The sequence below is a fragment of the Weizmannia acidilactici genome (genome assembly GCF_008974185.1).
GTDB classification, from domain to species: Bacteria; Bacillota; Bacilli; order Bacillales; family Bacillaceae_C; genus Weizmannia; species Weizmannia acidilactici.
This window is the reverse complement of sequence record NZ_BKZP01000021.1, coordinates 32,680-58,964: the sequence shown is the minus strand read 5'-3', so window position 1 is coordinate 58,964 and position 26,285 is coordinate 32,680. Positions and strand designations below refer to the sequence as shown.

The following is a 26,285-nucleotide window of genomic DNA, read 5'->3' as shown; positions in this document are numbered from 1 at the left end:
AAATAGCCTGAATGGTAGTTAGAAGGGGTCTAAGGACCGTTCACACATAAAAGAATAGCGCGAACGGTAGAACAAGACATGAGGAAAAGGCTGTCTTGCTTTCGCTGAAAAAGCAGCGCTTAAATGATGAATATACAGGATAAGCGGTGGGGCACTGTCAATGGGATGTGCCCGCCGCTTTTAAATGTCCTCTGTTTCTGGGGAGCTCTATTTTATTTTAAACGGGGATTTTATCAGTTATTCAGAATAGAATCGTTTTTTCTGTTTTAAATAAGGTGTACACTTTATATCTTTGAAATTGTTTTCAATATTAAATTGTTTTCTTCGTTAATAATTAAATTATTCACAAAACATTAACAAATTTTCTGCCATCATGTTGTAAAATAAACATTGTAAGTTTTACCACAAATAACGGAGGTGCAGATTTATGAAAGCGCTCACTTACCTTGGGCCGGGGAAAAAGGAACTTGCAGAAAAACCGAAACCGGAATTGCTTCAGCCAACAGACGTTATTGTTCGTGTTACGAAAACGACCATTTGCGGGACTGATCTGCACATTTTATTGGGGGATCTTCCGGAAGTTGAAAATGGAAGGATTCTTGGGCATGAAGGTGTTGGAATTGTTGAAGAAGTCGGGGATGGCGTAAAGAACTTTAAAAAAGGCGATCATGTGTTGATTTCCTGTATTACATCCTGCGGGAAATGTGATAATTGTAAAAAGGGACTTTATGCCCATTGCGAGGACGGCGGCTGGATCCTTGGCTATTTAATTGACGGTACACAAGCGGAGTATGTAAGAATCCCTCATGCCGATAACAGTTTGTACCACATTCCGGAAGGCGCTGATGAAGATGCACTCGTCATGTTAAGTGATATTTTACCGACCGGATTTGAAATTGGCGTCTTAAATGGAAAGGTCCAGCCTGGGCAGACCGTAGCAATTGTTGGATCAGGGCCTGTTGGCATGGCAGCCCTCCTCACTGCACAATTTTATTCGCCTGCTGAAATCATTATGGTAGATTTAGACGATAACCGGCTTGAAGTTGCCAAGAAATTTGGCGCAACGCAAACGGTAAACAGCAGTGATGGGAAAGCTATTCAAAAAATTATGGAACTTACGGACGGCAAAGGTGTAGACGTTGCGATGGAAGCTGTCGGAATCCCCGCAACCTTTGATATTTGCCAGCATATTGTGAAACCGGGCGGGCATATCGCCAATGTCGGCGTACATGGAAAACCTGTTGAATTCCACATTGAAAAATTGTGGATTTCCAATATTACTTTGACCACCGGTTTAGTCAACACGAATACAACTCCGATGTTGCTAAAAACAGTCACATCCGAAAAATTGAAACCGGAACAGTTGATCACACATCGCTTTGCCTTTCAAGATATCATGCAAGCGTATGAAGTGTTTGGAAATGCGGCGGAGAATCAGGCTTTGAAAGTATTAATTACGAATGAATAAGGAGAATGTTTGACGTGTGAGAGGGAGAAAGAAAATGCCCTCTCTTTTTTGATGGGATAATTTGGTGACATAGAATCACTTATATAAGCCGGAATCCGGATGTATTTGAAAAATGTGTACCTGCCGATAGTAATATTGTTATTGAAAAGGAAAAGTAGTGCCCAATGAGAGGGGCTTTTGTACAAAAAAACTTCAAGAATATAAGTATTCGCGGGTTATAATAAGAATGATAAATCCTGGAATAGACATTCTATTGTTCAGCAGCTGTCTATTCCAGGATTAGGTTTCTTTACCTGATTACAATTCTTGTTGTTTTTCTATCTATCTGAGAAGGGTATGCAACCTAATTTTATAATGCTTATTGAAATTTGGCACATTCTTTTGGAGTGATCGCCTAAAATGGGATTTTAAGCTTGTTTGCGAATGGGTCCTTTTTGATAGACGCTTATGGCAAATCATTACCGGCAGCAAAATAGATATCGTACCATTCTTGGCGGGTGAGGGCTATGTTCGATGCTTCTGCAATTTTTTCCAGGCGGCCCGGATTCATGGTTCCGACAATCACTTGAATTTTAGCCGGATGCTTGAGGATCCATGCAGTTGCAATCGCCATTTTAGAAACCCCTTTTTCTTCCGCTAATTGGCCCAGTTTTTCGTTCAATTCAGGGAACTTCGGATTATCAATAAATACGCCTTCAAAGAAACCGTATTGGAATGGGGACCAGGCTTGGATTGTAATATCATGCAGGCGTGAATATTCCAGCACACCGCCATCATGGTTGATGCTGCGTTCGTCTTTCATATTTACATGCATTCCAAAATCAATCATGCCTGTATGAGCAATGCTGAACTGCAATTGATTGACAATGAGTTTTTGTGAAATATATTTTTGCACCAGGTCAACCTGGTAAGGATGGAAGTTGCTGACGCCAAATTGGCGAACTTTACCGGAATTTTGGAGAATCGAAAAAGCCTCGGCAATTTCTTCCGGTTCCATTAACGGATCAGGGCGGTGGAGCAGCAATATATCCAGGTAGTCCGTCTTCAGCCGTTGCAAGCTGCCATCAACTGCTTCCAAAATGTGCTCTTTGGAGAAATTGTACATCCGGTCTTCGATACCGCATTTTGATTGGAGAATGATATCTTCCCGCTTAATGGACGTATTCTTCAAAGCGTTTGCAAAGATGCTTTCCGATTCCCCTTTGCCATACTTATCCGCATGATCGAAGAAATTAATTCCGTGTTCGACTGCCGTTTCAATCATCGTTTGAGCATCTTTTTCTGATAACGCATCCATACGCATGCAGCCTAAAGCAATCTCTGATCCCAAAATACCGCTTTTGCCAAGATTAATTCGTTTCATTGCAATTCCTCCTAAAAAAATTTCCCACAACCTTATTTTAGGGATTAGACCTTACTCTAAGTCAACGATTAGGTTTATAATAGAAAAATAAAAGATTTGCAGCAGAGGTGGAATGGATCATGCGTTACACGATTGGAGAAGTTGCAAAAATCACCGGTTTTTCTAAATATACTTTAAGATATTACGACAAACAGGGGCTGCTGCCTTTTTTGGATCGGACAGAAAACGGGATAAGAATTTTTAAAGATAGTGATCTTTCTTTTTTAAGCGTGATCAGTTGTTTAAAAGAAACCGGCATGTCAATTAAAGAAATTAGGGAATTTGTAAAATGGTGCATGGAAGGCGATTCCACTCTGGCGCTCCGGCTCAAAATGTTTGAAGAGCATAAAAAAGCCGTGGAGGAACAAATCAAAAACCTTCAAAAAAATTTGGAAAAAATTAATCATAAAATCTGGTATTATCAAACCGCTTTGGAAGCGGGCACGGAAGCAATTCATACCGAACACAACGGCGGAAAGTACGTTAATAAATGAGGAAAAGGAGAGGGCAGAATATTCCCTCTCCCATGTTTGGATCGTCCATGAAAACTGTATGGAAATTATTGATCTTTTAAAATTAAAATGCCATCCACTAAAATTTCCTGCGGCGGGAGAGGCTCGGTAAACATTTCATACAATTTTTCTACTGCAATTTCACCTATCTTTTTTTCATTTTGCATTATATGCGTGTAGTGGTGCTTCGGAAAATATTTTGAACTTGGAGCATCAAAACAAACCAGCTCAATCGATTGAAACGGTTTGTCATGTAACTCTTTTATCGCCTGCTCGACTAATAAAAGGATATTATACTCAACGGCAAAAATGGCATCTATTTTTCCTTTGTTATCGCGTAAATACTGTTTAATATGGTCCAGGTCATCGGCAATGTTTTTTTCTGAGTCATTGCTCGGAATGGTACTGGTAATATTTGATAATCTTAATGCCTTGTCAGGAACTAAGTTATATTTCAATAAAGCATTTTCCCATCCTGTAATTCTATCTTCGACTGAAGAAGTTCCTTTTTCATTCGGTGTGATGATGCCGATTCTTTTTTTCCCTTGCTCAATGAGAGTAGAAATGAGTAATTCACTCGATCTGATATTATTTGTGCCGACGAAAACAGTCGGTATCCCCTTTAAAATTCTGTCCACAAGCACTAAAGGAATTTTTCGGACGACCAGTTTGAGAATTTCTTCATTGAAATATTGGTTTTGGGCAGGCATGATAATAAATCCGTCCACTTCGTCAATTAAGTCTTTAATGTATTTCTTTTCCAGTTCTCCTTTCCCATGTGTAAGTTTTAGAATCAGGTGATCTCCTCTGCTGCTGACTGCAGTTTCAATCACGTGCAGCATTTTGTTAGCAAAGTCACGGAATTCTGTCAATATGCAGGCGATGGTTTTTTTTGAAGAAGAAGTTCCATGCTTCACAATGGGAGAAGGCTTTACAAAGGAGCCTTTCCCTGGCTTCCGTTCAATATATCCTTCCGAAGAAATGAGATCTAGTGCTTTTTTTGCTGTGATTCTGCTTACATTATATTTTTCGCATAGTTCTTTTTCTGATGGGACTTGGTCATGAGGTTGATAAAATCCGCGCTCTATTTTTTGGACCAAATCATCATGGATTTGCTGATAAATGGGTTTGTTCTCCATGACTGCCTCCTGATATACAAATGTTATATACATATTATATAACATTTGTATGCGCAAAGGAAACCTTTAAATCCTTAATTTTGAAAACAAACATATAAGCATTTTTTAAAATGTCATGATATTTTTATAAATATACATATTGACATGTCAATCTATACATATTAATATAAAAACATAATGTAAGCGCTTTAAAACGAAAAGGGGGGATCTTATGGTGGGAGTGCCTTGAAATGTTTGCCGGAATCGTTAATCAAATGGTGCACTGCTGTGATGTCTAAAGCATAAAACTAACCGGGGGGCTTTAAAAATGAAAAAAATGAAGCGGGTAAGAAATGTTTTGTTTTGTGCAATTCTTGTTTTAATGGTTGTTTTATCCGGTTGTTTAAGTTCAAAATCATCAGGATCCGGCAGTGGAAAAACAGAAATAAAAATTACATGGAGAGACCAGGGGGAGCATGACAACCTAAAACAATTCCTGACGAAAACTTTTATTCCTAAATTTGAGAAAGAAAACCCTGATATTAAAATTGTTTTGAGCCCGATCCAGGCAAGTGAAGGAGATTATTTCTCAAAGGTTGCGCTTGCGATGAAGTCAAGCAGTACAGCTCCGGACGTCGTGGCGGAGGATTCATTCATGTTAAATTCGGATGCAAACGCAGGCTATTTATTAAAGCTTGATCACTATTTGAAATCCTGGGATGAATGGAGCAAATATGAAGAAAACTTAAAAGCGGGTTCCAGAGCACAGAACGGGAGCTATTATGCGATACCTGGAACATCTGATTCGAGGGGACTTTGGTATAACAAGAGTGTATTTAAAAAAGCAGGATTGCCGACAAATTGGCAGCCAAAAAATTGGGATGACATCATCACTGTAGCAGAAACGATTAAGAAAAAACTTCCGGATGTTGTGCCATTATCAATGGGGGTAGCAAAGGCAAATGGCGAATCGGTTTCGATGCAGACGTTTGAAATGCTGCTCTATGGAACAAATGATACATTGTACGACGATAACATCAAAAAGTGGATTGTTTCAAGTAAGGGAATCAATGATTCTTTGAAATTTATAGATGAAGTATTTAATAAGAAGAAATTAGGTCCTCCTTTATCAATCGCGATGAATAGTAATTATGGTTCTGTTATGTTTCAAGATAAACTGCCGAAAGGAAAAGCGGGAATTATTTTAGACGGCTATTGGAATTTAGGAAACTATAAACCTGATGGTGCGGTTCCGATTAAAAATGTAGATAAAGTATTCGGGTTTGCCGCAATGCCGACACAGTACGGGCAAAAACCGGGCACCACGACAATGGTCGGGGGATGGACCTGGGCAATTCCGGCTAAATCACAGCATCATGACGCAGCATGGAAGGTCATTAAAGCATTGGGAAGTAAAGAAAACCAGGCGGCCAGAGCCATTTCTGAAGGAAACTTAACAGTACGTTCCGATTCGGCTGCTATGCCTGCTTACAAAAACAGAACCTTTATTCCTGAAGCTACCAAATATTTGAAAAACGGGCATTTCAGACCGGCGAATGACAAGTATCCAAATGTTTCTACAGAAATCCAGAGTATGGTCGAATCGGTTGCTAGCGGAAAAGCAACACCTAAAAAAGCAGCCCAAACATTTAAGAAGAATGTAACACGAATTGTAGGATCGGACAATGTCATTACGCGATAAGTCATATTGGAAAGGAGTAGAATGGACGCAACATCTGCTCCTTTTTCAAAAAACTTCGGACTATGAATCGGGGTGGCAAAATGGCAATGCAGTATCAGGAGGCAAAACATCAGGTAAAGCAGATAACGAGGAAAAGAAATGATGGTTTAAAATCTGTTTTTTTCTTGGCACCATCGTGGGTTCTATTGCTCCTGTTTTTTATCACACCAATGCTGCTGACCATCTTTTTTTCCTTTACAAATTTATCTTTGACAGGATCCGCAGCAAGCAAATTGGAATTTGTTGGATTTCAGAATTTTGTAAATATTTTTGAAGACCCGCAATTTAGAAGCAGCATTTACAAGACAATTATTTTTCTGTTTTTTTCCGCTATTATTGGGCAATGCTTCTTCGGCTTCTTCATTGCATTTCTGATGAAAGAAAAGAACAAATTGTTTCGGCAAATCATCGGATTGATCATTATTGCGGCATGGGTAACCCCTGAAGTGGTTGTGTCTTTCTGCTGGGTGGCATTTTTGGGCGATAATGGTACATTGAATCAGTTAATTGAATTGTTTCATTTTAAGCCAATTGCCTGGTTATTCACTTTCCCAATGATTAGTGTCATCATTGCAAATATTTGGCGGGGGACCGCTTTTTCCATGATGGTTTTTCAGGCCGCACTCGATGATATTCCGAAAGAAATAGAAGAAGCAGCGATCATTGACGGTGCTTCAAAATGGAAAGTGATCACGAAAGTTACGATTCCGATGGTAAAAGGGACGATTGCTACCAATATGATGCTTGTAACACTCCAGACGCTAGGGGTTTTCACGCTAATCTATACGATGACAGGCGGGGGCCCTGGAAATGCTACGATGACCTTGCCGGTGCTTATGTATAAACAGGCTTTTGTAAGTTATCAGCTTGGTTACGGCACAGCCATATCTTTGACGCTATTATTAATCGGCGTTGTGGCGAGTTTGTTGTATATGAAAACTTTAAAGATGAAAGTGTAGGCGATCATTATGGCAAAACGTAGTCATCGCTTCGAGATAGCCATTCATTATCTGATCTTAAGCATTTTAGGCATTCTCTTTCTGCTGCCTCTATTATGGATGCTGTTTGCTTCAGTAGACCCGAATGCCATTCAGGCTTTGAAAGTTCCGGAAAAAGTGACTTTACAAAACTTCAACTCCATTTTAACGGATCCGGGACTGATGCGTTCATTTGTCATTGGGTTTTTCATCTCCGGCGGGCAGGCTTTGCTGGTGGTGTTCTTATGCATTATTGCAGCCTACCCTTTATCCCGCTATACTTTAAAATATAAAAAATCTTTTATGATGACGATTCTTTTTCTGACTTCTTTACCGATCACAGCGGTTATGGTACCGGTCTATCAATTATTTTTGACGTTAAAGCTGCAGGATTCATTGATCGCTACAACATTGTTTCTCACCGCGTCTTCACTCCCGTACGGCATATGGATGATGAAGAATTTCATGGATTCTGTGCCGATCGAACTGGAAGAATCAGCTTGGGTTGACGGTGCATCCACATTGAGAGGGATCAGGTCCATTGTAGCACCATTAATGTTGCCGGGCATTTTTACAGTAGGGATTTTTACTTTTGCAGGAAGCTGGGGAAACTTTTTTGTTCCGTATATCCTCATTCAAACACCTGAAAAAATGCCCGCATCTGTTACGATCTTTCAGTTTTTTGGGAATTTCGGAATGGTCAACTATGGAAGGCTTGCTGCATTTTCGGTGCTTTACACCATTCCTGTTGTTGTGTTCTATGCATTTTCTCAAAGCTATATGTCGAAAGGATTTAGTTTGGGCGGCGCCACAAAAGGTTGATTTAACAAAGGGGAGTGAAGGAAATGTTTTTTTTTAAAGAAAAATTGAAAGCCAGAATAAAAGAATTAGAGCCTTACCGTTATATGGAACGGACGCCGGTTACAGGCTGGTTAAAGAAAGAGGATCCGACAAAATCGTTGAAATATCCTCCTGAAATAGACGAATCATGGGAACACTTGAAAATGGGGGAATATTGGGAGGGAAGAGACAAGTATCTCTGGCTTCGGGCTGAATTTCAAGTTCCGGACTGCAGGGGAAAAGAACTGGTTCTTTTATTTGATTTTGGAAAAACAGGCGGGGGTCATAACTCCGGTTTTGAATCATTGTTATTTATAAACGGTGAACCCTATCAAGGTGTGGATTCAAATCATAAAGAAGTTTTTCTGGACGAACAGTATTTTGGCAAAAAGATTGAACTGGCTTTAAAACTTTGGTCGGGCCTTGAGGGCGGGGGACCGCAGAAAATTATGAGACACCATTTCAAATACGGGGATTGTGCTATTTTGAATCCTACGGTGGATGATTTGTATTACACGTCAAATAATATGTTAAAAACGGTCGAAGCCATCGATCCGAATCTGCCCGAAAGCGTGCGGCTATTAAATGCTTTGGAAAGGGCTTTCCGGGAAATAGACTGGTCCTATCCGGGTTCTGAAATATTCTATCAATCTTGTGAAAAGGCAAATGAAGTGCTAACGGCAGAATTGTCCTCGATGGAAAAGAATACTTCTGTGAATATTACAGCAATTGGGCACACCCATATTGATGTGGCCTGGCTGTGGCGGCTGAAACATACAAGGGAAAAAGCGGCACGTTCGTTTTCCACCGTTTTGCGCCTGATGGAAAAATACCCGGATTATGTTTTCCTGCAAACACAGCCGCAACTCTACAAATTTATAAAAGAAGATTATCCGGAAATTTTTGAAAAAATTAAATCGAAAGTTAAAGAGGGGAAATGGGAAATAGACGGTGCCATGTGGCTCGAGGCGGACTGTAATATTCCGTCCGGTGAATCCTTTGTCCGCCAGATTCTCCACGGCAGCCGTTTCATCAAAAAAGAATTCAATCAGGATATCCATTATTTATGGCTCCCGGATGTATTCGGCTATTCCTGGGCATTACCGCAAATCTTGAAAAAATCGGGCATCAACACATTTATGACAACGAAAATAAGCTGGAATCAATACAACCGGATGCCCCATGATACTTTTATTTGGCGGGGAATTGATGGAAGTGAAGTATTGGCGCATTTTATCACTACACCGGAACCGGAGAATATTGGGACGGGTTCATGGTTTTATACGTATAACGGTTTGCTTGAGCCGAGTACGGTAAAAGGGATTTATGACGGATACCGCGATAAGAATATCAATCAAAATTTGCTTTTGTCTTACGGTTACGGGGACGGGGGCGGCGGAGTAAATCGAGATATGCTTGAAAACCGGAGACGGTTGGATAAAATTCCGGGGTTGCCGTATGTGAAAACCGGAAAAGCTAAAGATTTTTTTGAGGAGCTTCACGAAACCATTAATGATACAGATCAATATGTTCACACATGGGATGGGGAGCTTTACCTGGAATATCACCGGGGGACCTATACTTCTCAGGCATATGTTAAAAAAATGAACAGAAGGTTAGAATTTGCTTATCGGGAAATGGAACTGCTGCAGTCGTGGGCGTACAAAACATTGCCAAATTGGGAATATCCCGCTGAAAAGCTTCATGCCGGCTGGGAAATCATTTTAAGGAACCAGTTCCATGATATTATTCCGGGATCTTCTATACATGAAGTATATCAGGATAATAAAGAGGATTACGCAAATGCTTTAAAAATCATCACTGAATTAAAAGAAGACATGGCAAAAAAATTGTTTAAGGCATCCGGCTGTTCCTGGACTTTTATGAATACCGCCGGCTGGGAAAGAAATGATATTGTCAAGATACCGGTTCACCAAGAAGGCTATTTTCTCGATGAGAACGGACAAAAGTTAAACAGTGTAAAAACGAATGAAGGCTATGAAGTTCAATTAACCGGTTTGCCTGCATTAGGAAGCAAACAAATTTCGTTTATCACGGGCCCGGAAAATGGGCAAAAAGAAATCCCGTTTAGGGCAAGGGAAAAAAGAATCGAAACGCCGTTTTATCATATTGAATGGAATAATGAAGGGCAACTAACAAAAATATACGATAAGGAATATCAAAGGAATGTCCTGGATGAAAGTGGGAGAGGAAATATCCTCCAATTGTTTGAAGACAAACCTATGAATTTTGATGCTTGGGATATTGATTTGTATTATATCCAAAAGAAAAAAGAGTTGAAGGCTTCATCTATTGAAATGATCGAAGTAAACGCACTGTATGCGGTGATCCAATTTACCTACGAATTCGGTAAATCCCGGATTGTGCAATATATGAAAGTCTATCGGGATAATCGGAGAATCGATTTTGAAACAAAAGTAGATTGGCACGAACGGCAACAACTACTAAAAGCTGCTTTCGAGGTTGATGTCCGTGCAACTCAGGCAACTTATGACATTCAATTTGGTAATGTAAAAAGACCGACACATTGGAATACAAGCTGGGATATGGCGAGATTTGAATCTGTGGCACACAAATGGGTTGATTTGTCGGAAAGAGATTACGGCGTTAGCCTTTTGAATGACAGTAAATACGGGCATGATGTAAAAGATCATACGATGAGAATTACGCTGCTAAAAGGTGCGATTTATCCGGACACAGAAGCTGACATCGGGGAACATGCGTTTACCTACAGCCTGCTTCCACACAAAGGTGATTTTGTGGATGGATGGGTTGAACAAGCCGCATGGGAACTGAACAATCCCCTTTTAGGAATGCAGGGTATTACTTCTTTTGGACATACGCCGTTTTTTGAAATTGAAAATGGCGAGCATGTTATTATTGATGCGGTGAAAAAACAGGAAGACGGGGACGGCCTGATTGTCAGAATCCATGAATTTACGGGTTCAAAGACAAAAGTTAAGCTTCGCCCTACTTTTGCTTTTCATCAATGGGTAGAAACGGATCTATTGGAAAATATAATAGATGGCAAGGTTGCGCAACAGTCGGATGCCGCCGAACTGTCATTTAAACCGTATGAAATTAAAACCATTTTATTTCATTAAATCTGTTAAGGAACGGGATACCACTTAAGAGCTGAGAAGGCCGTTTCAGGAGAAAAAATTATGAGCAAACGGTCCAGAGAAGGCTGCTGAACTTGCTAAAGACCACTTCATGGAAAAAATGAAAAGGGGGTTTTGAGACAGCCCCTTTTCTTTACAGTTTTTAAAAATAAACCTGGCAATCATCCGTTCATTTGTAGACTCTTATTTAAAAAAAATCACCTGATTGTGGAATTGGTTAAAATGGAATGATCGCCCTATTATACTAGATTTCATGCCGACTTTTCGAGATTGAGTGAAAATTTTGTCGCGGATTCATAAATGCAGACTCCTGCGGAACCAGCCATTTTCCTTTTCTCTCTTTAAAATGGCCCTCTTCATAAATCACTTCGCCGTTGGATAAGGTCATGCTGATTTTGCAAGGAAACGTATGCCCGGTATAAAGGCTTTGTTTATGTTTGGCAAAAAAGTTTTCTTCCGACACCGTAAACGTTTCGTCAAGGGCAACAACAGCAAAATCCGCATCCTTTCCTTCCGCGATGCTGCCTTTTCCGGAAAGGCCGAACCGTTTCGCCGGGTTTTCGGCCGTCCATTTTGCCACATTAGTAAGCGGAATGTCGTGTTTTTTGGCCAGCTCAATGGCAGAGAGAAGGGTAAACTGGCCGCCGCTGATTCCGCCCCATGCTTCAAAAAGGCTGTGTACGGCCGGATCTTTTAATGCATATGGGCAAGGGGAATGGTCGGAAGCAATCATATCAAACTTGCCTTCTATGAAGAGTTGAATCAGTTTCTCCTGCTCTTCTTGTTGGCGGAGCGGCGGTGCGCATTTCGCAACCGCCCCTTTTTCGTCAAGGTCATCATGCGTAAACAATAAATAATGCGGGCAAGTTTCGACAGTCACATCCACGCCTTCCTGCTTTGCCGCTTCAATTTTTTGAATGGCTGCTTCACTGCTGATATGGACGAAATGCAAGGCGCAGCCCGTGAGTTTCGCATAGGTGATGGCCCGTTCAACGGCTTCGGCTTCCGCAAGCACGGGGCGGGTTTCCAAATAATCATCCGCACTCAGCGCACCTTGCTGCTCCTTTTGCTGTTTTAACCAATCCGTAATCGCCGCGCTTTCGGAATGGAGTGCAAGGATTTTCTCAAATGCGGCAATTTCTTTCATGCCGTTTAACAGGGTAAAATCGTCCGCGCGTTCAAATTCCGGATTTCCGGAGTCGGATAAAAAAGCTTTAAAACCGATCACGCCGGATTCGGCCAAATCTTTTAAATCAGCGAGATTCCCGGGCACGAGCCCGCCCCATAAGCCGAAGTCGGTAACGGATTTTTGCGTAGCGATTTCCGCTTTCTGAAGCAGCGCCTCTTTCGTTACGGTAGAGGGGATCCCGTTTAATGGCATATCAAAAAAGACAGTGCCGCCGCCTGCAGCGATCATCTTTGAACCGGTTTCAAAACCTTCCCAGTCTTCCCTTCCCGGCTCGTTAAAATGCACATGGATATCAATCATCCCGGGAAAAACATATTTGCCGGCTGCGTCGATTTCTTTTTGGCCGTTTCCGGGTATTTTAGGGCCAATGCGGACAATTTTTCCATCTATCACGGCAATGTCGGCCTGCTTCACTTCATCCGGGAGCACTATAAAACCGTTACGCAGGAGAAGATCATAATTTGCCATTTTTCCACCTCAATTCATCACAACGGATTTTGTTTTTTCTGCTGCGTACACATCCAGTGCCGCCTGCAATCCTTCGCCGCGGTTTAACTTTACACCATGCCGGATCAGCACCGCTTCCAATGCGCCTAATAGTGTAAGAACATTATCTTTTCGGCAGCCGTACCCCATTGTACCGATCCGCCATATTTTTCCATGGAGCGGACCGAAGGAAGAGGCAATTTCAATGCCGAATTCGTCAAGGAGCATGCTGCGCACCGATTCGCCGTCCGTCCCGTTTGGAATTTCCACGCATGTCACGCAAGGCAGCTTATGCGCCGGATTGCCGAATAAGGTTAAGCCCATTGCTTCCAACCCGGCGATGAGCGCTTTTTCATGCAATTTATGGCGCAAAAACCGCGCTTTAAGGCCTTCTTCCAATACAAGCCGCAAGCCCTCCCTTAATGCATAGATCATGGAAGTAGCCTCTGTATGGTGGTTCAACCGGCGCGGGCTCCAATAATCCTGGAGCATTCCCAAATCAAAATAATTACTGGCAATCGGGCGCATGCTTCTCGTGTAAGCGTGGTCTTCATCTGTGGCGATCCCGCGTTCCACTTTTTTTCTCGCCAATACGATTTTTTCGACCCGTTCGTTGTACGTGATCGGAGCCATGCCGGATGGGACAGACAGGCATTTTTGTGTTCCGGCAACAAGGGCATCAATAAACCATTCGTCGGTTTTGACATCGACACCCCCGATGGACGCGACTGCATCGACGACAAGGAGGACGCCTTGTTCGCGGCAAGCCTTCCCGATTTCTTCAAGCGGCTGCATTCTTCCTGTGGATGTTTCGCCGTGCACCATTGCCAGCACTTTCGGGTTTACCCTTTTCATTTCAGCAATGACCCGGCCAGGTTCGAATACTTCTCCCCACTGGCATTCGATCGTGTGGACGTCTGCGCCGTACCGTTCGCAAATTTCCGCGAACAAGTGGCCGAATCTGCCGTAAATCGGGACAAGAACGCGGTCCCCCGGCTCAAGAATGCTGCATAATACCGCTTCGAGCCCTGAGCGGGAAGTGCCGTCGACCGGGAACGCCCAGTGGTTTTTTGTTTGGAACACCTGCCTGAGCATTTCCATTACTTCGTTCATGATCGCTGTAAAAGCAGGATCGAACTGCCCCAGGATCAGTGTGCTCATTGCCCGCAATACCCGGGGGTCGACCTCAACCGGGCCGGGTGTCATAATGATTCTTTTTGGAGTACATAATTCCGTGTAAGCCAAAATGATCCTCTCCCAACTTGTATAAAATGTTTTGGCCGCAATGCCGGTGCCATTTTCCGGATTTCCAATTCGACACCTAATTTGTCAGTAATGAACGCCGTGTAACTTGTGCATTTTTCGTAACCCTGCTTTTTTCGTGAACCGGCCGGCAATGCCACATCTGTAATCTCCCGCAAATATTGCGTGAGCCGTAATGCGGACATATCATTCTGAAAATTTCTGGCGCCCCTTATCCACATGCCGCCGATTCCTTATTCATAAGCCAGCTTGTATAAAATATTTTCCAATAAAAGGATACCGGTTTCCAAGTCCCGGATGGCGGTGTATTCTTTCGGGGAATGGCTGATGCCGTTTTGGCTCGGGACAAATAACAGCAAAGTCGGGCAGAACGGGCCGAAGATTTGCGAATCATGGCCGGCGCCGCTGACTATATCCTGAAAAGCAATCTTTTGCTGTTTTGCAATTGACCGCGCCGTCTCGGCCAGTTCCCGGTCCAGTTCAACCGGTTCAGCATCCAGCCATTTCGTCACGGCCACGCCAACCCCCATTTTTGCGGCATCCCGTTCAAATGCCGCAAAAATATCTTCGCAATATTGCTCGATGACTTCCGATTGGTGGTGGCGGACGTCCAGGCTGAACGCCACCTCGCCCGCCACGACATTCGAGACATTCGGCTTGACATCGATTTGGCCGACTGTGGCAACCAATCGGGGATCCGTTTCTTTTGCCTTTCTTGTTAAATAAGAAATAAATTCTGCGGCTGCGCTGACCGCGTCTTTCCGCAACTGCATCGGTGTCGTCCCGGCATGGTTGCTTTCACCTTTGATCCGGACTGTATAGCGCCGCTGCCCGACGATGTGCGTCACAACCCCGATGGCTTTTTCATTTTTTTCCAGCACCATGCCTTGTTCAATATGAAGCTCCACGAATTTTTTCACATCCGGGCGGACAGGAGGCGTATAGTGTTGCGGGTCAAATCCTGAGGCACGCATGGCATCCAAAAAGGCAATGCCATCCGTATCCTGTATCTTTTTGGCGACGTTCAGATTGTAGATGCCGCAAATATTTTTTGAGCCCCAAAATGTTAAAGGAAAGCGGCTGCCTTCTTCCTCGCACAAAGAAACGATTTCGATCGTTTTTTTCGGGGCGCCGTACTTCCGGAACAGCCTTGTAACGGCAATGAATCCGGCGATAATGCCGTACGCGCCGTCATATTTCCCGCCTTCCGCAACCGTGTCGATATGCGAACCGGTTAAAATCGTTCCGCTATTTTCCGTTCCTTGTAATCTCCCGAATAAATTGCCGACGCTGTCAAAATACGTTTGCAGCCCTTCTTCTTCCATTTTTGCTTTTAAGGCCTGCTGTGCTTCCTTCCAGGCGGGGGTGTACAAAAGCCTTGTGACCCCGCCGCTCTCTGTTTTGCCGAATGAAGCAAGCCACTCGATCATGGCACTGATTTGATTTGTTTCGGATATTGGATTGACGAGCATGGCGTTCCCGGCCACTCCTTTCACATTGAATGTTATTTTTCCTAACATAAACAATTATGATAAATCAAGTTTACCGACTGTTCGGGAAAAGTTCATTATGGATCCTGCACAAATTTTCAAAGTTTTTTGTTCATGTTCACTAATTCGTGGTACAATAAGTCAAAATTAGAAATTTTGGAAATCGGAGGCGTCCCCATGAAAGTATACGAACTGTTCGAGATTCCAAAGCTCGCCGGCATGTCGCTCATCGCGGGAAAATCGGGAAAAGATCATGAAGTCCAGACGGTCAATATGATGGATGCACCTGATATTGTCCATTTTTTAAAACCGAATGTTTTTCTGGTCACTACCGCGTACCATTTTAAAGATGATCCGAAAAAACTTGCGGATTTGATCAGGACGATGTCTGATAAGGGGTGCGCTGCGCTGGGGATCAAAACAAAACGGTTTTTGCAGGAAGTCCCGAAAGATGCGCTTAATCTTGCCGACCAGTTGGCTTTCCCAGTGATTGAACTGCCGCTTGACTTGGCGCTCGGGGAAGTGGTGGACCTCACATTACGGGCCATCGTGGACAAAACGGCCCAGGAATTAACGATCGCCCTCGAGGCCCATAAGCGGTTTACGCATGTCATTATGCAAGGAAACGGCATCCGGCCGCTCCTCCATGAACTGTCGAAAATGATCCGTCACCCTTCTGAATGTATCGACCAGCACTTAAACGTGATTGCACGTAATCCGGGTGCCGGCGCCGTTTTTTCCGCACTGGAAACCGTCCTGCCCGTCCATTTTCCGGCAGAAACCTTATCCTCTCCTTTAATGTTTTCGGCTGCAGCGGAAAGGCAGACGTACACGCTATTTCCGATGCACATGAACGAAAAAAAGATCGGTTTTTTGGCGGTCCACGGGGAGCTGGACAAAACGGACCATTTGAGCGCCCTGATTATAGAGCAGGCGATGAATGTCATTTCTTTTGCTTTGATGAAAGAGCAGGCGATCAAGCAGCATGCGCGCAGCATCCGCAATGATTTTTTCCTGCATTTTCTCGAGGGGGCTTTTTCATCGCGGGAAGAAATGATCCACCGCGCTGCTGAATTTTCCTTGCGCAATGACCAGTCGTATATTTGTGTTGCCGGAAAAATCGACGGCAGTTGTGGGCATGCCGATCTCAGGCAGCAGGAGGAGATTTATGAATTTATCGAGGATGAGGTTGCGAAAACGGATCCGAAAGCCCATTTTTTTACAAAAGGAGACTACTGCATCCTGCTGTATGAAGTGCAGGAATACGGAAGCTTTTCTATTGAAGACCTGCTGCGGTATATCCAAGAGAAAGTCTCCGCTTATTTTGGACATACAATTTCGTTCGGAATCAGCAATTTGAGTCATTCTTTCCTGCAGGTCCGAAATGCTTATAAAGAAGCGGCCGATGCCCTTAAATCGGGGGAGATATCGAAAAAAACCGGTTACATCCAGACTTATTTGACAAAAGACGTGATGGCGCTGTTGCGGTTGATTCCGCGCCAAGATCTGGAAAATTTTTATGCATTCGCGCTTCAAAACTTCTATCATATGAAATCCGATGAACGGGAGTCCCTGCTTGCCACATTGTCCGTTTATCTGGAAACGAACTGCCAAATTTCCGAAACGGCAAAGCGGCTCTATGTCCACCGCAATACGGTCGTTTACAGGATTGAAAAATGTGAAGAGCTGCTTGGAAAAAGTTTAAAAGATCCGGATACCAACCTTCAGTTGAGGATCGCGTTGAGAATCCGCAACATGCTCGAGCCGATCGGTTAAGGGGCTGGCCTAAAAGCCCCTTTTAAGCAGAAATTTTTCTCAATGGTCTTTATAAAACTTCTTGGGATCATTTTAGGAGTTTTATTTTGCTCTAACGGTCGTGACAAAGCTTCTCAGAATCGTTTCCACGGAAAAATATGTCTTGAGATAGACTGTACAGACTGCCCATTGAAAGAGAGGTGTACGAAAGCAAAGGCCAAAAAGATCCTTTGGTCTGGCGGGGGCGCGCAAATTCACGCCCGGAGAAAAATCGGGGTGGAAAACGCGTTCGGTCATATCAAAGGCAATCTGTCATTCCGTAGATGTTCATTGTGGGGGCCGGCCGCATCGCCACAACTTTCTAAAGGGGCTGTCCCAAAGGGCGGTAATCTGGCTGGGGGACGCCCCTTCTTTGTGTAAAGCATTGTTGGAGGTTGTTGATGATCGCGAAATTCACTCGCTTTCCGCATGCGTCGCGAGCCTCCTCGCTTGTTCCTCACGTCACTCGCTGCGGGGTCTCTTCTTGCTCGCTTTTCCCGCAGGAGTCTCGTAAATTTCGCGATCATCAACGCGTGCTAAACGAAGAAAGCGCAAAAAAACCGCCTTTTCCATTATAATGTAAGTGACTAGCAAACATTGAATGGAGGCGGTTTTTTTGAGTAACTATTCAGCTACCTTTATTGATTATAACATGGGACAACTCATTCTTCCATGGATTTCAGTGACATGATTCCAAAAGGCCATGTAGCCCGCGTTGTTAAGGATATGGTGAATCAAATCAGCGACGACTTCTTCTTCTCGTATTATAAAGGCGGAGGCCGTCCTTCGTATCACCCTAAAATGATGACAAAAGTAATTCTCTATGCTTACGCTGAAAAAAGTTATTCTTGCCGGGGTATCGCAAAAGCCCTTCTTGAAAATCTTCCGATGATGTGGCTGTCTGGGCAACAAACGCCAGATTTCCGAACCATCAACCGATTCCGTTCGGAACGGATGAAAGACATGATCGAGCCCCTTTTTACCGAACTCATTAAGCTTTTATTGGAACAAAATATATTACGATGGAAAACTATTTTATGGACGGCACGAAGATCGAAGCAAACGCCAATAAGTACACGTTTGTCTGGAAAAAAGCGACAGAAAAATATGAAGAGAAACTCCAATAAAATCTTCAAAAGACGTTTCAGTTGATCGAAGAAACAATCGAATTAGATGAAAAAAACGTTAAAAGAAATGAAAGAACAAGCTGAACGCGTTAGTGCAGAGCAGCTGGAGAATATTGCAAAAAAAGGTGGAGCAAAAAGTCAAAGAAGCTGAATCAGACGCAGACCAAGAAAAAGACAAAGAAATTAAGAAAGAGAAAAAGGCAGTGTATCGATCAAAACAAAAAGTTTACAAGAAACTCGCGGAAAAGAACCGCCTGCTTCAGAAAGAAGACCCTGGAAACAAGAAAAACCGTCGAGAAAAATTATGTTCTCAACGGTTTTTCTTGTTTAAAAAGGGGTTTTTGGGATAGCACCTTAGCTTTTCTTAATTATGTTAGATTTACTTACATAATTTTTTTGATTATTATCTAAATTCACCAGAAAAACACATTGATTTTAGTTAAGGTGTACATTGAATAGCGAGAGATATTTGGTTATTATGTGAAGTAATATAACTTGAAAATGTTATAAAATTCTACGGTGACAGTGAGGGAGGATTTGATGTGGATCAGAAAATCGGGATTTCGAAAATTTTTTCGCTTGGCGTGCAGCATGTGCTTGCGATGTATGCGGGGGCCATTTTGGTTCCGATCATTGTTGGCGGGGCATTGAAATTTACGCCGGAACAGCAGGCCTTTCTCGTCTCGGTCGATTTGCTGACATGCGGGTTGGCGACGCTTTTGCAGTCGTGGGCACCTAAGTTTTTTGGAACAGGCCTTCCGGTTGTGATGGGGACATCCTTTGTTGCCGTTTCCCCGATGATTACGATCGGCACCAGATACGGCGTTACCGCGGTTTACGGTTCCATCATCGCCGCCGGTTTGTTCATTATTTTGTTTTCCAAAGTGTACGGGAAATTATTGAAGCTTTTCCCGCCTGTTGTGACAGGGACCGTTGTCATGATTATCGGATTATCCCTGATCCCGACCGGCATCAATAATATGGGCGGCGGGCAAGGCAGCAAAGATTTCGGGTCCGCTGAGAATTTAACTCTTTCTTTCGGCGTCCTCGCGTTGATTTTGGTGATGAACCGTTTCTTTAAAGGGTTTTTCCGCGCCATTTCCGTTTTGCTCGGTATTATTGTCGGAACCATTGCGGCGGCATTCATGGGGAAGGTGGATTTCAAAACGGTTGCTGAGGCTTCCTGGTTCCGTGTCCCGGACCCTTTCCATTTTGGTGTCCCAACGTTCCACATTGTCCCGGTCATTACAATGATCATTGTCGGCACGGTGATTTTGGTGGAATCTACGGGGGCTTTCCTCGCGCTGGGAAAAATGACGGACAGGAAATTAACCGGGGATGACATCACGGACGGCTACCGCGCAGAAGGGCTTTCCTTTATTCTCGGCGGTATTTTCAACGCATTTCCGTACAGCACGTTCTCGCAAAATGTCGGGCTTGTCCAGCTTTCTGGCATTAAAACGAGAAAAGTGACGATTGCAGCCGGGCTGATTTTGATCTGTCTCGGGATGTTGCCAAAAATTGCCGCGTTGGCGACGATCATTCCAACAGCAGTGTTCGGCGGCGCAACCGTCGTGATGTTCGGGATGGTCGTATCCGCGGGGATCCGGATGTTGCGGGAAGTGGATTTTTCCGACAACAGCAATCTCTTGGTTATTGCCTGCTCAGTATCACTCGGGCTTGGTGCGACGGTTGTGCCGAATTTATTCCATGTTTTGCCTTCCATGTTCAGAATTCTCGTCAATGACGGGATTATTTGCGGCAGCCTTTGTGCCATTATTTTAAATCTCCTGCTGCCAAAGAAAGGGCGCAAACCGGCTGAAGCAGTTCCGGCTCCGGCAGTGGAAGCGGGCTTAAGGGAAGGCTAAAGGGGTTTTGGGCATGATGTTGACAATCCATGAGTTGAATCAAGCCACGCAGGATGAATTTGTGGAACAGCTCGGGGGGATTTTTGAACATTCCCCTTGGATTCCTAAAAAAGCTGCATCCTTCAGGCCATTTTCTTCATTGGATGAATTGCACCGGACGATGGTCCAAATTGTAGAAAATTCGGGTGAAGATTTGAAGCTTGCCTTGATCCGGGAGCATCCGAATTTGGGAGAGCGGATTGCGATGAGTGAGGATTCCGTATCGGAACAAAAAGGGGCCGGGTTGTGTGACCTTACAAGGGATGAATATGAAAAATTTAAAACCGCCAACGCGCAGTATATGGAGAAATTCGGGTTCCCGTTTATTTTAGCGGTGCGCGGTAAAAACAAAGGCCAAATTTACGGGGCAATGCTGGCTAGGCTGGACAACAGCCGGGAAGAAGAAATTGAAACGGCGCTCCAGCAAATCTATCAAATTGCGTACTTTCGGTTAGAGGAACTGTTCCGTACATCAATTGAGAATGAAAGGATGGAAGATCATGAGTTTAGAAGCGCTGAATGAGCGGGTACATAAAGATCTTTCCTGCCTTGCTTTTGGAGGGCCGGATTGGGTGCGCCCGTTCAGCCATCCGGAAGGGCATGTGTATGACGTGGTGATTGTCGGGGGAGGGCAATGCGGCCTCGGCGCTGCGTTCGGTCTGCTGCGGGAGCGGATCTCGAACATCCTGGTGATCGACGAAAATCTCGAAGGTTATGAAGGCCCGTGGGATACGTATGCACGGATGTTGACACTGAGAACCCCGAAGCATTTGACATCAATTGATTTCGGTATCCCTTCCCTGACTTTCAGAGCCTGGTGGGAAGCGCAATACGGGGAGAAGGCGTGGGACGATCTCGATAAAATCCCGCGCGGCGAATGGATGAATTATTTGCGCTGGTACCGGAAAGTGCTTCGTCTTCCTGTCCTGAACCAAGTTACGTTAAAACTGATTGAGCCGGAAAAAGGGATCCACCGATTGCATATCGGAGGGGAAGGCGCGCCGTCAAGCTTCCTGCTGGCCCGGAAAGTAGTTTTGGCAACCGGCATTCAGGGCGGAGGGGAGTGGCATGTGCCGCGGATGATCAAAGAAAAACTTCCTTCCTATTTATATGCCCATACCTCGCAAACGATGGATATGGAAAGGTTGAGGGGCAGGAAAATCGGCATTTTAGGCGGCGGCGCATCCGCTTTTGACAATGCGAATTATGTGCTGTCGGAAGGTGCGGCGGAAGCCCATGTGTTTATCCGCAGCGACGATTTAAAACGGATTAATCCGATCCGCCAGATGGAAGTTTCGGGCATGATTGAACGGTACCATGCTTTGTCTGATCATGACAAGTATGCGGTAATGGCCCATTTTTTCAAATACAATCAGCCGCCGACAAACGATATTTTTAACCGCGCTAGCGCATGGCCCGGATTCCGGCTGCATACCGGGTCGCCTTGGCTCGATGTAAAGGCGGAAGGCGGCGGGGCGGTTGTCACCACCCCGCATGGAGATTTTCAATTTGATTTTTTGATTCTCGCAACGGGGCTTGTTTCTGACCCATCGCTGCGGCCGGAATTGCGGCTTGTGGAGCCTTACATTGCCCGCTGGGGTGACCGGTACCGCGCGCCTGAAGATATCGCCAATCTTTTGATTGATGCCCATCCATATCTCGGCCCGGATTTTGCATTTGTAGGGCGTGATGAACGGGGGGAACATCGGTTGCACGGCTTGTTTGCTTTCAATTACTCGGCCTTGATCAGCTGCGGCCTCTCCGCTTCTGCTTTATCCGGATTAAGATTTGCGCTGCCGAAACTCGTGCAGGGCATCGCCGACCAACTATTTCTTGACGACCGCGCGGAAATATTAAAAGATTATTTTGCATACCGTGAAATCGAATTTACCGGAAAGTGGCCGGGAACGGAAAATGCAGTGTTTTTCGCGTCCGCTGAAAATTCATGATCGGAAAGGGAGATATGATGTCTGGTTTAACGACGCATATTTTGGATTTAACACATGGCAAACCTGCGGCCAATGTGGCAGTACGGCTGTATAAGTTTGAAGATTCATTGTCAGATTGGAAACTTTTGGAAGAATCCGTAACGAATGGGGACGGCCGGCTGGATGCCCCGCTTCTTTCCGGGGAAGAGATGAAGATCGGGGTGTATCAGCTTATTTTTTCGATCGGCAGCTATTTCCGCAGCCAGGAAACGAAACTGCCGGAACCGCCTTTTTTAGAAGAAGTGCCCGTCCAGTTCGGGATTTCCGACCCTTCCGCGCATTACCATATTCCGCTGCTCGTTTCTCCGTGGGGGTACCAATTGTACCGTGGGAGTTAAGTTAGCAACCTTCAGGCATGCGCCTTGTTTTTCTAGGGCAAAATGCGTGGCGGACTGCTTCGGGGCGGGGAGGGGCTAAGTCCGATTTCGGATAAAATATTTTGCTGAAATGTCTCTTAGGGAAGAGCTAAGGGACATTTTGGTAAAAAAATTGCTGTCAAAATGCTTCAAAAGCAGCTGGATCTAAAATTTATTACAGAAGTGACCGGCCTGAGTGAGGATGAAGTGCTGAAAATAAAGCAGCAGATGAAGGAGTAGTGTGATTTAAAAAATCGGTTTGACGGATCAGCAATCGTTTTGTCAGAAAAAAACAAGGCCCTTCGCGGACATTTGCGGAAGGCCTTGATTATAGTTCCAGAATCAATCATCAGGGGTAAAAGATGAGTATGTAAAAGGAAATTCTCCCCCTTTATCGAATAAAAAAGAAACATGTATGTTGATTAGATGAAATGGGGGAAGTGCAATTGCAAACTGCTTTTATCGCCGGCCACGCCAAGCTGCCTTCCGGGATGGCCGCCAAAAGTATTTATGAAACTTTGACAATCACTGCTGAAATTGAAATGAAGTATGGCGTTATCCTTGATGTTTCCTGCACATTAGCCACGGAACACGGCAGAAGATTTATTTCCAATCTGCTTAGAGGGTACAGCTTAAATGACGGGATTGAAGAGCCGCTTAAACAGCTCCAGGAATTTTATTTGGGAAAAGCTTCGAATGCATTGATTTCTGCTTTTAAAGATTTGTACAAGCAGTATCATATCATGCTGAAATCAAAACGGGGGGAGTAGCATCCCCCACAAGTTAAAGCGACATATCCATATCTTTTGTTTCTTTCCAAATCCATGTCATAAGAATAAGAAATGCTGCCGAAGACAGGACGCCGACCGTCATGACAGTTCCGAATCCGTACGTGCCGGAAAGCAGGCCGATGATCACCGGTGTAAGCATGCCGCCGAAGAAATTACCGGCATTGTATGTCAGCCCGTGTCCGGCAGACCGCATCCGGATCGGGAAATGTTCTGCGGTATAGGTCGCATTTATGCTCCAAACGCCGCCGGGGCCAAAAAATCCGACAATGATGGCGCCGATATAAAGAAGAATATTATTATGAAGCATGACAAACAATGGCGCGCCAATCATAGAACCGAGTGCTGAAATGGTGATCGTCCAGCGCCTGCCGATTCTGTCTGAAAAATAACCAAATATAATGCTGCCAATGACAGCTGATAAATTTAATAGAATTGTAACGATGCTGATCATTGTCACAGTGAAGTGGTGTTCGACCTTTAAAAACGTCGGATACCAGGAGCAAATCGAGTAAAACAACACCAAAAATCCGGCATTGACCAGAATGGAATGAATGGTGTTCCAAAACTGTTTTCCGACGAATAGATTTACAAGCGGAACTTTATCGATTCCATGCTGTTCCGTTTCTTGTTTTATCCAATTCTTTGTTTCTTTTAAAGTGAGCATGGTATAAATGCCCAACAGAATCGGAGGAACCGCAGCGATATAGAACATTTCCCGCCAGCTTCCCGTTGAATAAATGCCCAAATACAGGAGGCTTGCCAAAATCCCGCCGGCAGGAAAGCCGATTTCAAGCAACCCGGAAGCCAACCCCCTCTTGTTTGGAGGGACGGATTCCATAAGAAGCGGAACCCCTACGGAATACATTGAGCCCATCCCGAGGCCAAACAGAAAACGTACGGCATATAAGAATGTAAATGTTGGAGAAAAACCGGAAACGAATTGGAAAATGCCATACCAAATCATCGACACGATCAATGGGATTCTGCGCCCCCATTTATCTGCGACGGTACCGACCAACGCGCCGCCGATCAGTCTTGCAAGAACAGTGATCGAAGTGACGGTTCCAAATACAGCAGCGGTAACATCAAATTCTTTCATGATGTCGACCGCAATGTATGTCAGCATCAAATAATCAAATGCGTCGAAGATCCACGCCAATGTAACAATCACCAAAATATTGATTTGTGTTCTGCTCATTTTTTGGCTGGATTTACCCGGCGCATGATGGACAGGCATATTCATAATGGTAACCTCCTTAATCCGTTTGATATAAAACGCTTTCAATTCAGGAGAGATGTACCCAATCCCTTTTACAAAGAACTTCCAAAAGACAGTTTGCGACGGACGGCCCGCCGAATTGTCTTATTGAATGTTTTAAAAAGACAGATCGGGCGCGTGCTACCGCCGAATTGCCTTTTTTAAAAGGGGTACCGAGGTCGTCAATTGGCTTCTTAAACAGCCTTATTATTTTACGACTTCAACACTCCGCTGTCTTCAAACGGCCATGCCGGCAGGGTTTTGTTCAGCGGTTTGTCCGTGCGGTAGCCGAGGACGTATTCCGCCTGCATGATGGTATGGATTTCGCGTGTGCCTTCATAAATGACCGGGGCTTTCGAGTTTCGCAAGTAGCGTTCAACCGGATATTCACTCGAGTAACCGTAGGCGCCGTGAATTTGGACGGCATCGTTGGCGGCTTCGTTGGCGAAATCGCAAGCCTGCCATTTGGCGAGGGATGTTTCCCGTGTGTTCCGCTTGCCCTGGTTTTTCAGCTCGCCGGCGCGGAAGACGAGGAGGCGGCTCATTTGGTATCCGGCTTCCATTTTCGCGATCATTTGCTGGACAAGCTGGTGTTTCCCAATTTCACGGCCGAACGTTTTCCGTTCATGGCAGTATTTGACGCTCGCTTCAAGGCACGCCATGATCAAGCCGCACGCACCGGCAGCCACGGTGAAGCGCCCGTTATCTAACGCCGACATCGCAATTTTAAAACCTTCCCCTTCTTCGCCAAGGAGATTTTCTTTCGGCACTTTCACGTTATCGAAGAACAATTCCCCTGTATTGCCGGCGCGGATACCGAGTTTGCCATTGATCGCTTTGGAAGAGAAGCCGGGCATCGTACGTTCAACGATAAAGGCGGAAATGCCGTGATGCTTTTTCGATTTGTCCGTGTAGGCAAATACAATGAAATGGTCCGCTACGTCGCAGAGGGAGATCCACGTTTTCTGTCCATTTAAAATATAATGATCCCCTTCTTTCACGGCAGTGGTGCCAATACCGGCCACATCCGAACCTGCACCCGGTTCCGTCAGACCAAATGCGCCGATTTTTTCACCTTTTGCCTGCGGGACCAAATATTTCTGCTTCTGTTCTTCCGTTCCCCACTGCAAAAGTGTTAGGCTGTTTAAGCCGGTATGCACGCTGACCGCGGTCCGGAAGGCGGTGTCCCCTCGTTCCAGTTCCTCGCACACAATCGCGAGGGAGTTGTAATCCATGCCGCTCCCGCCGTATGCTTCCGGGATGCAGACGCCCATCAAGCCAAGATCTGCCAATTTTTTCAATAAGCTTGTTTCAAAATGGAGGTTTTCATCCCATTCCCGGATATAGGGCATAATCTCTTTGTCTACAAAATTTCTCACTGTTTTCCTTAAAAGCTCCTGTTCTTCCGTCAGTTCAAAATTCATTGTTCAAGCCT

General features: G+C 44.6%; 22 protein-coding genes. 15 read left to right on the top strand and 7 right to left on the bottom strand.

All coding sequences use genetic code 11. The features are described 5' to 3' along the window. The first annotated feature begins 427 nt into the window (after positions 1-427). Entirely contained in the window at positions 428-1,468 is a 1,041-nt protein-coding gene (locus BpJC4_RS10395; protein ID WP_151681974.1) for a zinc-dependent alcohol dehydrogenase family protein, read from the top strand. A 445-nt stretch (positions 1,469-1,913) separates the two neighbouring features. On the opposite strand, the gene BpJC4_RS10390 is transcribed toward BpJC4_RS10395, so the two are convergent. Further along, positions 1,914-2,831 carry an aldo/keto reductase gene (locus tag BpJC4_RS10390; RefSeq protein ID WP_151681975.1) on the bottom strand — a complete coding sequence of 306 codons (918 nt, stop codon included), beginning with the start codon at positions 2,829-2,831 and terminating at the stop codon, positions 1,914-1,916. Between the two features lie 119 nt (positions 2,832-2,950). On the opposite strand from BpJC4_RS10390, the gene BpJC4_RS10385 reads away from it, so the two are divergent. Further along, positions 2,951-3,364, top strand: coding sequence for a MerR family transcriptional regulator (locus tag BpJC4_RS10385; protein ID WP_172967468.1), 414 nt, complete (start codon positions 2,951-2,953; stop codon positions 3,362-3,364). A 65-nt stretch (positions 3,365-3,429) separates the two neighbouring features. On the opposite strand, the gene BpJC4_RS10380 is transcribed toward BpJC4_RS10385, so the two are convergent. Beyond that, positions 3,430-4,521 (bottom strand): GntR family transcriptional regulator, encoded by a 1,092-nt coding sequence (locus BpJC4_RS10380; RefSeq protein WP_151697872.1) that lies wholly within the window; start codon positions 4,519-4,521, stop codon positions 3,430-3,432. Between the two features lie 307 nt (positions 4,522-4,828). Between BpJC4_RS10380 and BpJC4_RS10375 the strand changes: the two genes are divergently transcribed. From BpJC4_RS10375 to BpJC4_RS10360, 4 genes are all read left to right on the top strand, one after another. Then, on the top strand, positions 4,829-6,202 hold the full coding sequence (locus BpJC4_RS10375; RefSeq protein WP_253693668.1) for an extracellular solute-binding protein: 1,374 nt from the start codon (positions 4,829-4,831) through the stop codon (positions 6,200-6,202). 86 nt (positions 6,203-6,288) lie between these two features. After that, entirely contained in the window at positions 6,289-7,200 is a 912-nt protein-coding gene (locus BpJC4_RS10370; RefSeq protein WP_151680697.1) for a carbohydrate ABC transporter permease, read from the top strand. A 9-nt stretch (positions 7,201-7,209) separates the two neighbouring features. Next, positions 7,210-8,040 (top strand): carbohydrate ABC transporter permease, encoded by an 831-nt coding sequence (locus BpJC4_RS10365; protein ID WP_151697871.1) that lies wholly within the window; start codon positions 7,210-7,212, stop codon positions 8,038-8,040. Between the two features lie 23 nt (positions 8,041-8,063). After that, positions 8,064-11,183 carry an alpha-mannosidase gene (locus BpJC4_RS10360; protein ID WP_151697870.1) on the top strand — a complete coding sequence of 1,040 codons (3,120 nt, stop codon included), beginning with the start codon at positions 8,064-8,066 and terminating at the stop codon, positions 11,181-11,183. 262 nt (positions 11,184-11,445) lie between these two features. Here BpJC4_RS10360 and BpJC4_RS10355 read toward each other — a convergent pair whose 3' ends face one another. The 3 genes from BpJC4_RS10355 to allC all read right to left on the bottom strand — a co-directional run bounded on the left by BpJC4_RS10355 (position 11,446) and on the right by allC (position 15,611). After that, positions 11,446-12,858 carry an allantoinase gene (locus BpJC4_RS10355; RefSeq protein WP_151680691.1) on the bottom strand — a complete coding sequence of 471 codons (1,413 nt, stop codon included), beginning with the start codon at positions 12,856-12,858 and terminating at the stop codon, positions 11,446-11,448. A gap of 9 nt (positions 12,859-12,867) precedes the next feature. Next, positions 12,868-14,082, bottom strand: coding sequence for a pyridoxal-phosphate-dependent aminotransferase family protein (locus BpJC4_RS10350; protein WP_151697874.1), 1,215 nt, complete (start codon positions 14,080-14,082; stop codon positions 12,868-12,870). A gap of 290 nt (positions 14,083-14,372) precedes the next feature. Then, the gene (gene allC / locus BpJC4_RS10345; protein ID WP_151680695.1) at positions 14,373-15,611 is read right to left on the bottom strand and encodes an allantoate deiminase; all 1,239 of its coding nucleotides are present in this window, start codon (positions 15,609-15,611) and stop codon (positions 14,373-14,375) included. Between the two features lie 195 nt (positions 15,612-15,806). Here allC and BpJC4_RS10340 point away from each other — a divergent pair, with 195 nt between their 5' ends. From BpJC4_RS10340 to BpJC4_RS10305, 9 genes are all read left to right on the top strand, one after another. Beyond that, on the top strand, positions 15,807-17,405 hold the full coding sequence (locus tag BpJC4_RS10340; RefSeq protein ID WP_151680690.1) for a PucR family transcriptional regulator: 1,599 nt from the start codon (positions 15,807-15,809) through the stop codon (positions 17,403-17,405). Between the two features lie 705 nt (positions 17,406-18,110). Further along, positions 18,111-18,575 carry a transposase gene (locus BpJC4_RS10335; RefSeq protein WP_172967467.1) on the top strand — a complete coding sequence of 155 codons (465 nt, stop codon included), beginning with the start codon at positions 18,111-18,113 and terminating at the stop codon, positions 18,573-18,575. 88 nt (positions 18,576-18,663) lie between these two features. Beyond that, a complete protein-coding gene (locus tag BpJC4_RS10330; protein ID WP_151680688.1) occupies positions 18,664-18,900 on the top strand; it encodes a hypothetical protein in 237 nt (78 codons plus the stop codon). Positions 18,901-19,092: 192 nt separating this feature from the next. After that, positions 19,093-20,418 (top strand): nucleobase:cation symporter-2 family protein, encoded by a 1,326-nt coding sequence (locus BpJC4_RS10325; RefSeq protein ID WP_151697868.1) that lies wholly within the window; start codon positions 19,093-19,095, stop codon positions 20,416-20,418. Between the two features lie 13 nt (positions 20,419-20,431). Continuing rightward, on the top strand, positions 20,432-20,980 hold the full coding sequence (gene uraD / locus BpJC4_RS10320; RefSeq protein WP_253693665.1) for a 2-oxo-4-hydroxy-4-carboxy-5-ureidoimidazoline decarboxylase: 549 nt from the start codon (positions 20,432-20,434) through the stop codon (positions 20,978-20,980). Continuing rightward, on the top strand, positions 20,958-22,406 hold the full coding sequence (locus BpJC4_RS10315; RefSeq protein ID WP_151680686.1) for an NAD(P)-binding domain-containing protein: 1,449 nt from the start codon (positions 20,958-20,960) through the stop codon (positions 22,404-22,406). Before uraD ends, BpJC4_RS10315 begins: the two co-directional genes overlap by 23 nt. A 17-nt stretch (positions 22,407-22,423) precedes the next feature. Then, complete coding sequence (gene uraH, locus BpJC4_RS10310; RefSeq protein ID WP_151680685.1) at positions 22,424-22,783, top strand: hydroxyisourate hydrolase; 360 nt, start codon at positions 22,424-22,426, stop codon at positions 22,781-22,783. 150 nt (positions 22,784-22,933) lie between these two features. Further along, positions 22,934-23,041 (top strand): Rpn/YhgA-type helix-turn-helix domain-containing protein, encoded by a 108-nt coding sequence (locus BpJC4_RS17315; RefSeq protein WP_503827273.1) that lies wholly within the window; start codon positions 22,934-22,936, stop codon positions 23,039-23,041. A 206-nt stretch (positions 23,042-23,247) separates the two neighbouring features. After that, positions 23,248-23,571: a DUF3870 domain-containing protein gene (locus BpJC4_RS10305; protein WP_151680684.1), complete on the top strand. Its 324-nt coding sequence runs from the start codon at positions 23,248-23,250 to the stop codon at positions 23,569-23,571. A 13-nt stretch (positions 23,572-23,584) separates the two neighbouring features. On the opposite strand, the gene BpJC4_RS10300 is transcribed toward BpJC4_RS10305, so the two are convergent. Further along, complete coding sequence (locus BpJC4_RS10300) at positions 23,585-24,835, bottom strand: MFS transporter (protein ID WP_151680683.1); 1,251 nt, start codon at positions 24,833-24,835, stop codon at positions 23,585-23,587. 227 nt (positions 24,836-25,062) lie between these two features. Then, positions 25,063-26,274 (bottom strand): acyl-CoA dehydrogenase family protein, encoded by a 1,212-nt coding sequence (locus tag BpJC4_RS10295; protein WP_151680682.1) that lies wholly within the window; start codon positions 26,272-26,274, stop codon positions 25,063-25,065. Positions 26,275-26,285 lie beyond the last annotated feature (11 nt).

Excerpts from the sequence above, each read along its gene's own strand:
- BpJC4_RS10395 (WP_151681974.1), top strand. The coding sequence starts at position 428 with ATGAAAGCGCTCACTTACCTTGGGCCGGGGAAAAAGGAACTTGCAGAA.
- BpJC4_RS10390 (WP_151681975.1), bottom strand. The coding sequence starts at position 2,831 with ATGAAACGAATTAATCTTGGCAAAAGCGGTATTTTGGGATCAGAGATT.
- BpJC4_RS10385 (WP_172967468.1), top strand. The coding sequence starts at position 2,951 with ATGCGTTACACGATTGGAGAAGTTGCAAAAATCACCGGTTTTTCTAAA.
- BpJC4_RS10380 (WP_151697872.1), bottom strand. The coding sequence starts at position 4,521 with ATGGAGAACAAACCCATTTATCAGCAAATCCATGATGATTTGGTCCAA.
- BpJC4_RS10375 (WP_253693668.1), top strand. The coding sequence starts at position 4,829 with ATGAAAAAAATGAAGCGGGTAAGAAATGTTTTGTTTTGTGCAATTCTT.
- BpJC4_RS10370 (WP_151680697.1), top strand. The coding sequence starts at position 6,289 with ATGCAGTATCAGGAGGCAAAACATCAGGTAAAGCAGATAACGAGGAAA.
- BpJC4_RS10365 (WP_151697871.1), top strand. The coding sequence starts at position 7,210 with ATGGCAAAACGTAGTCATCGCTTCGAGATAGCCATTCATTATCTGATC.
- BpJC4_RS10360 (WP_151697870.1), top strand. The coding sequence starts at position 8,064 with ATGTTTTTTTTTAAAGAAAAATTGAAAGCCAGAATAAAAGAATTAGAG.
- BpJC4_RS10355 (WP_151680691.1), bottom strand. The coding sequence starts at position 12,858 with ATGGCAAATTATGATCTTCTCCTGCGTAACGGTTTTATAGTGCTCCCG.
- BpJC4_RS10350 (WP_151697874.1), bottom strand. The coding sequence starts at position 14,082 with ATGACACCCGGCCCGGTTGAGGTCGACCCCCGGGTATTGCGGGCAATG.
- allC (WP_151680695.1), bottom strand. The coding sequence starts at position 15,611 with ATGCTCGTCAATCCAATATCCGAAACAAATCAAATCAGTGCCATGATC.
- BpJC4_RS10340 (WP_151680690.1), top strand. The coding sequence starts at position 15,807 with ATGAAAGTATACGAACTGTTCGAGATTCCAAAGCTCGCCGGCATGTCG.
- BpJC4_RS10335 (WP_172967467.1), top strand. The coding sequence starts at position 18,111 with ATGATTCCAAAAGGCCATGTAGCCCGCGTTGTTAAGGATATGGTGAAT.
- uraD (WP_253693665.1), top strand. The coding sequence starts at position 20,432 with ATGATGTTGACAATCCATGAGTTGAATCAAGCCACGCAGGATGAATTT.
- BpJC4_RS10315 (WP_151680686.1), top strand. The coding sequence starts at position 20,958 with ATGAGTTTAGAAGCGCTGAATGAGCGGGTACATAAAGATCTTTCCTGC.
- uraH (WP_151680685.1), top strand. The coding sequence starts at position 22,424 with ATGTCTGGTTTAACGACGCATATTTTGGATTTAACACATGGCAAACCT.
- BpJC4_RS10300 (WP_151680683.1), bottom strand. The coding sequence starts at position 24,835 with ATGAATATGCCTGTCCATCATGCGCCGGGTAAATCCAGCCAAAAAATG.
- BpJC4_RS10295 (WP_151680682.1), bottom strand. The coding sequence starts at position 26,274 with ATGAATTTTGAACTGACGGAAGAACAGGAGCTTTTAAGGAAAACAGTG.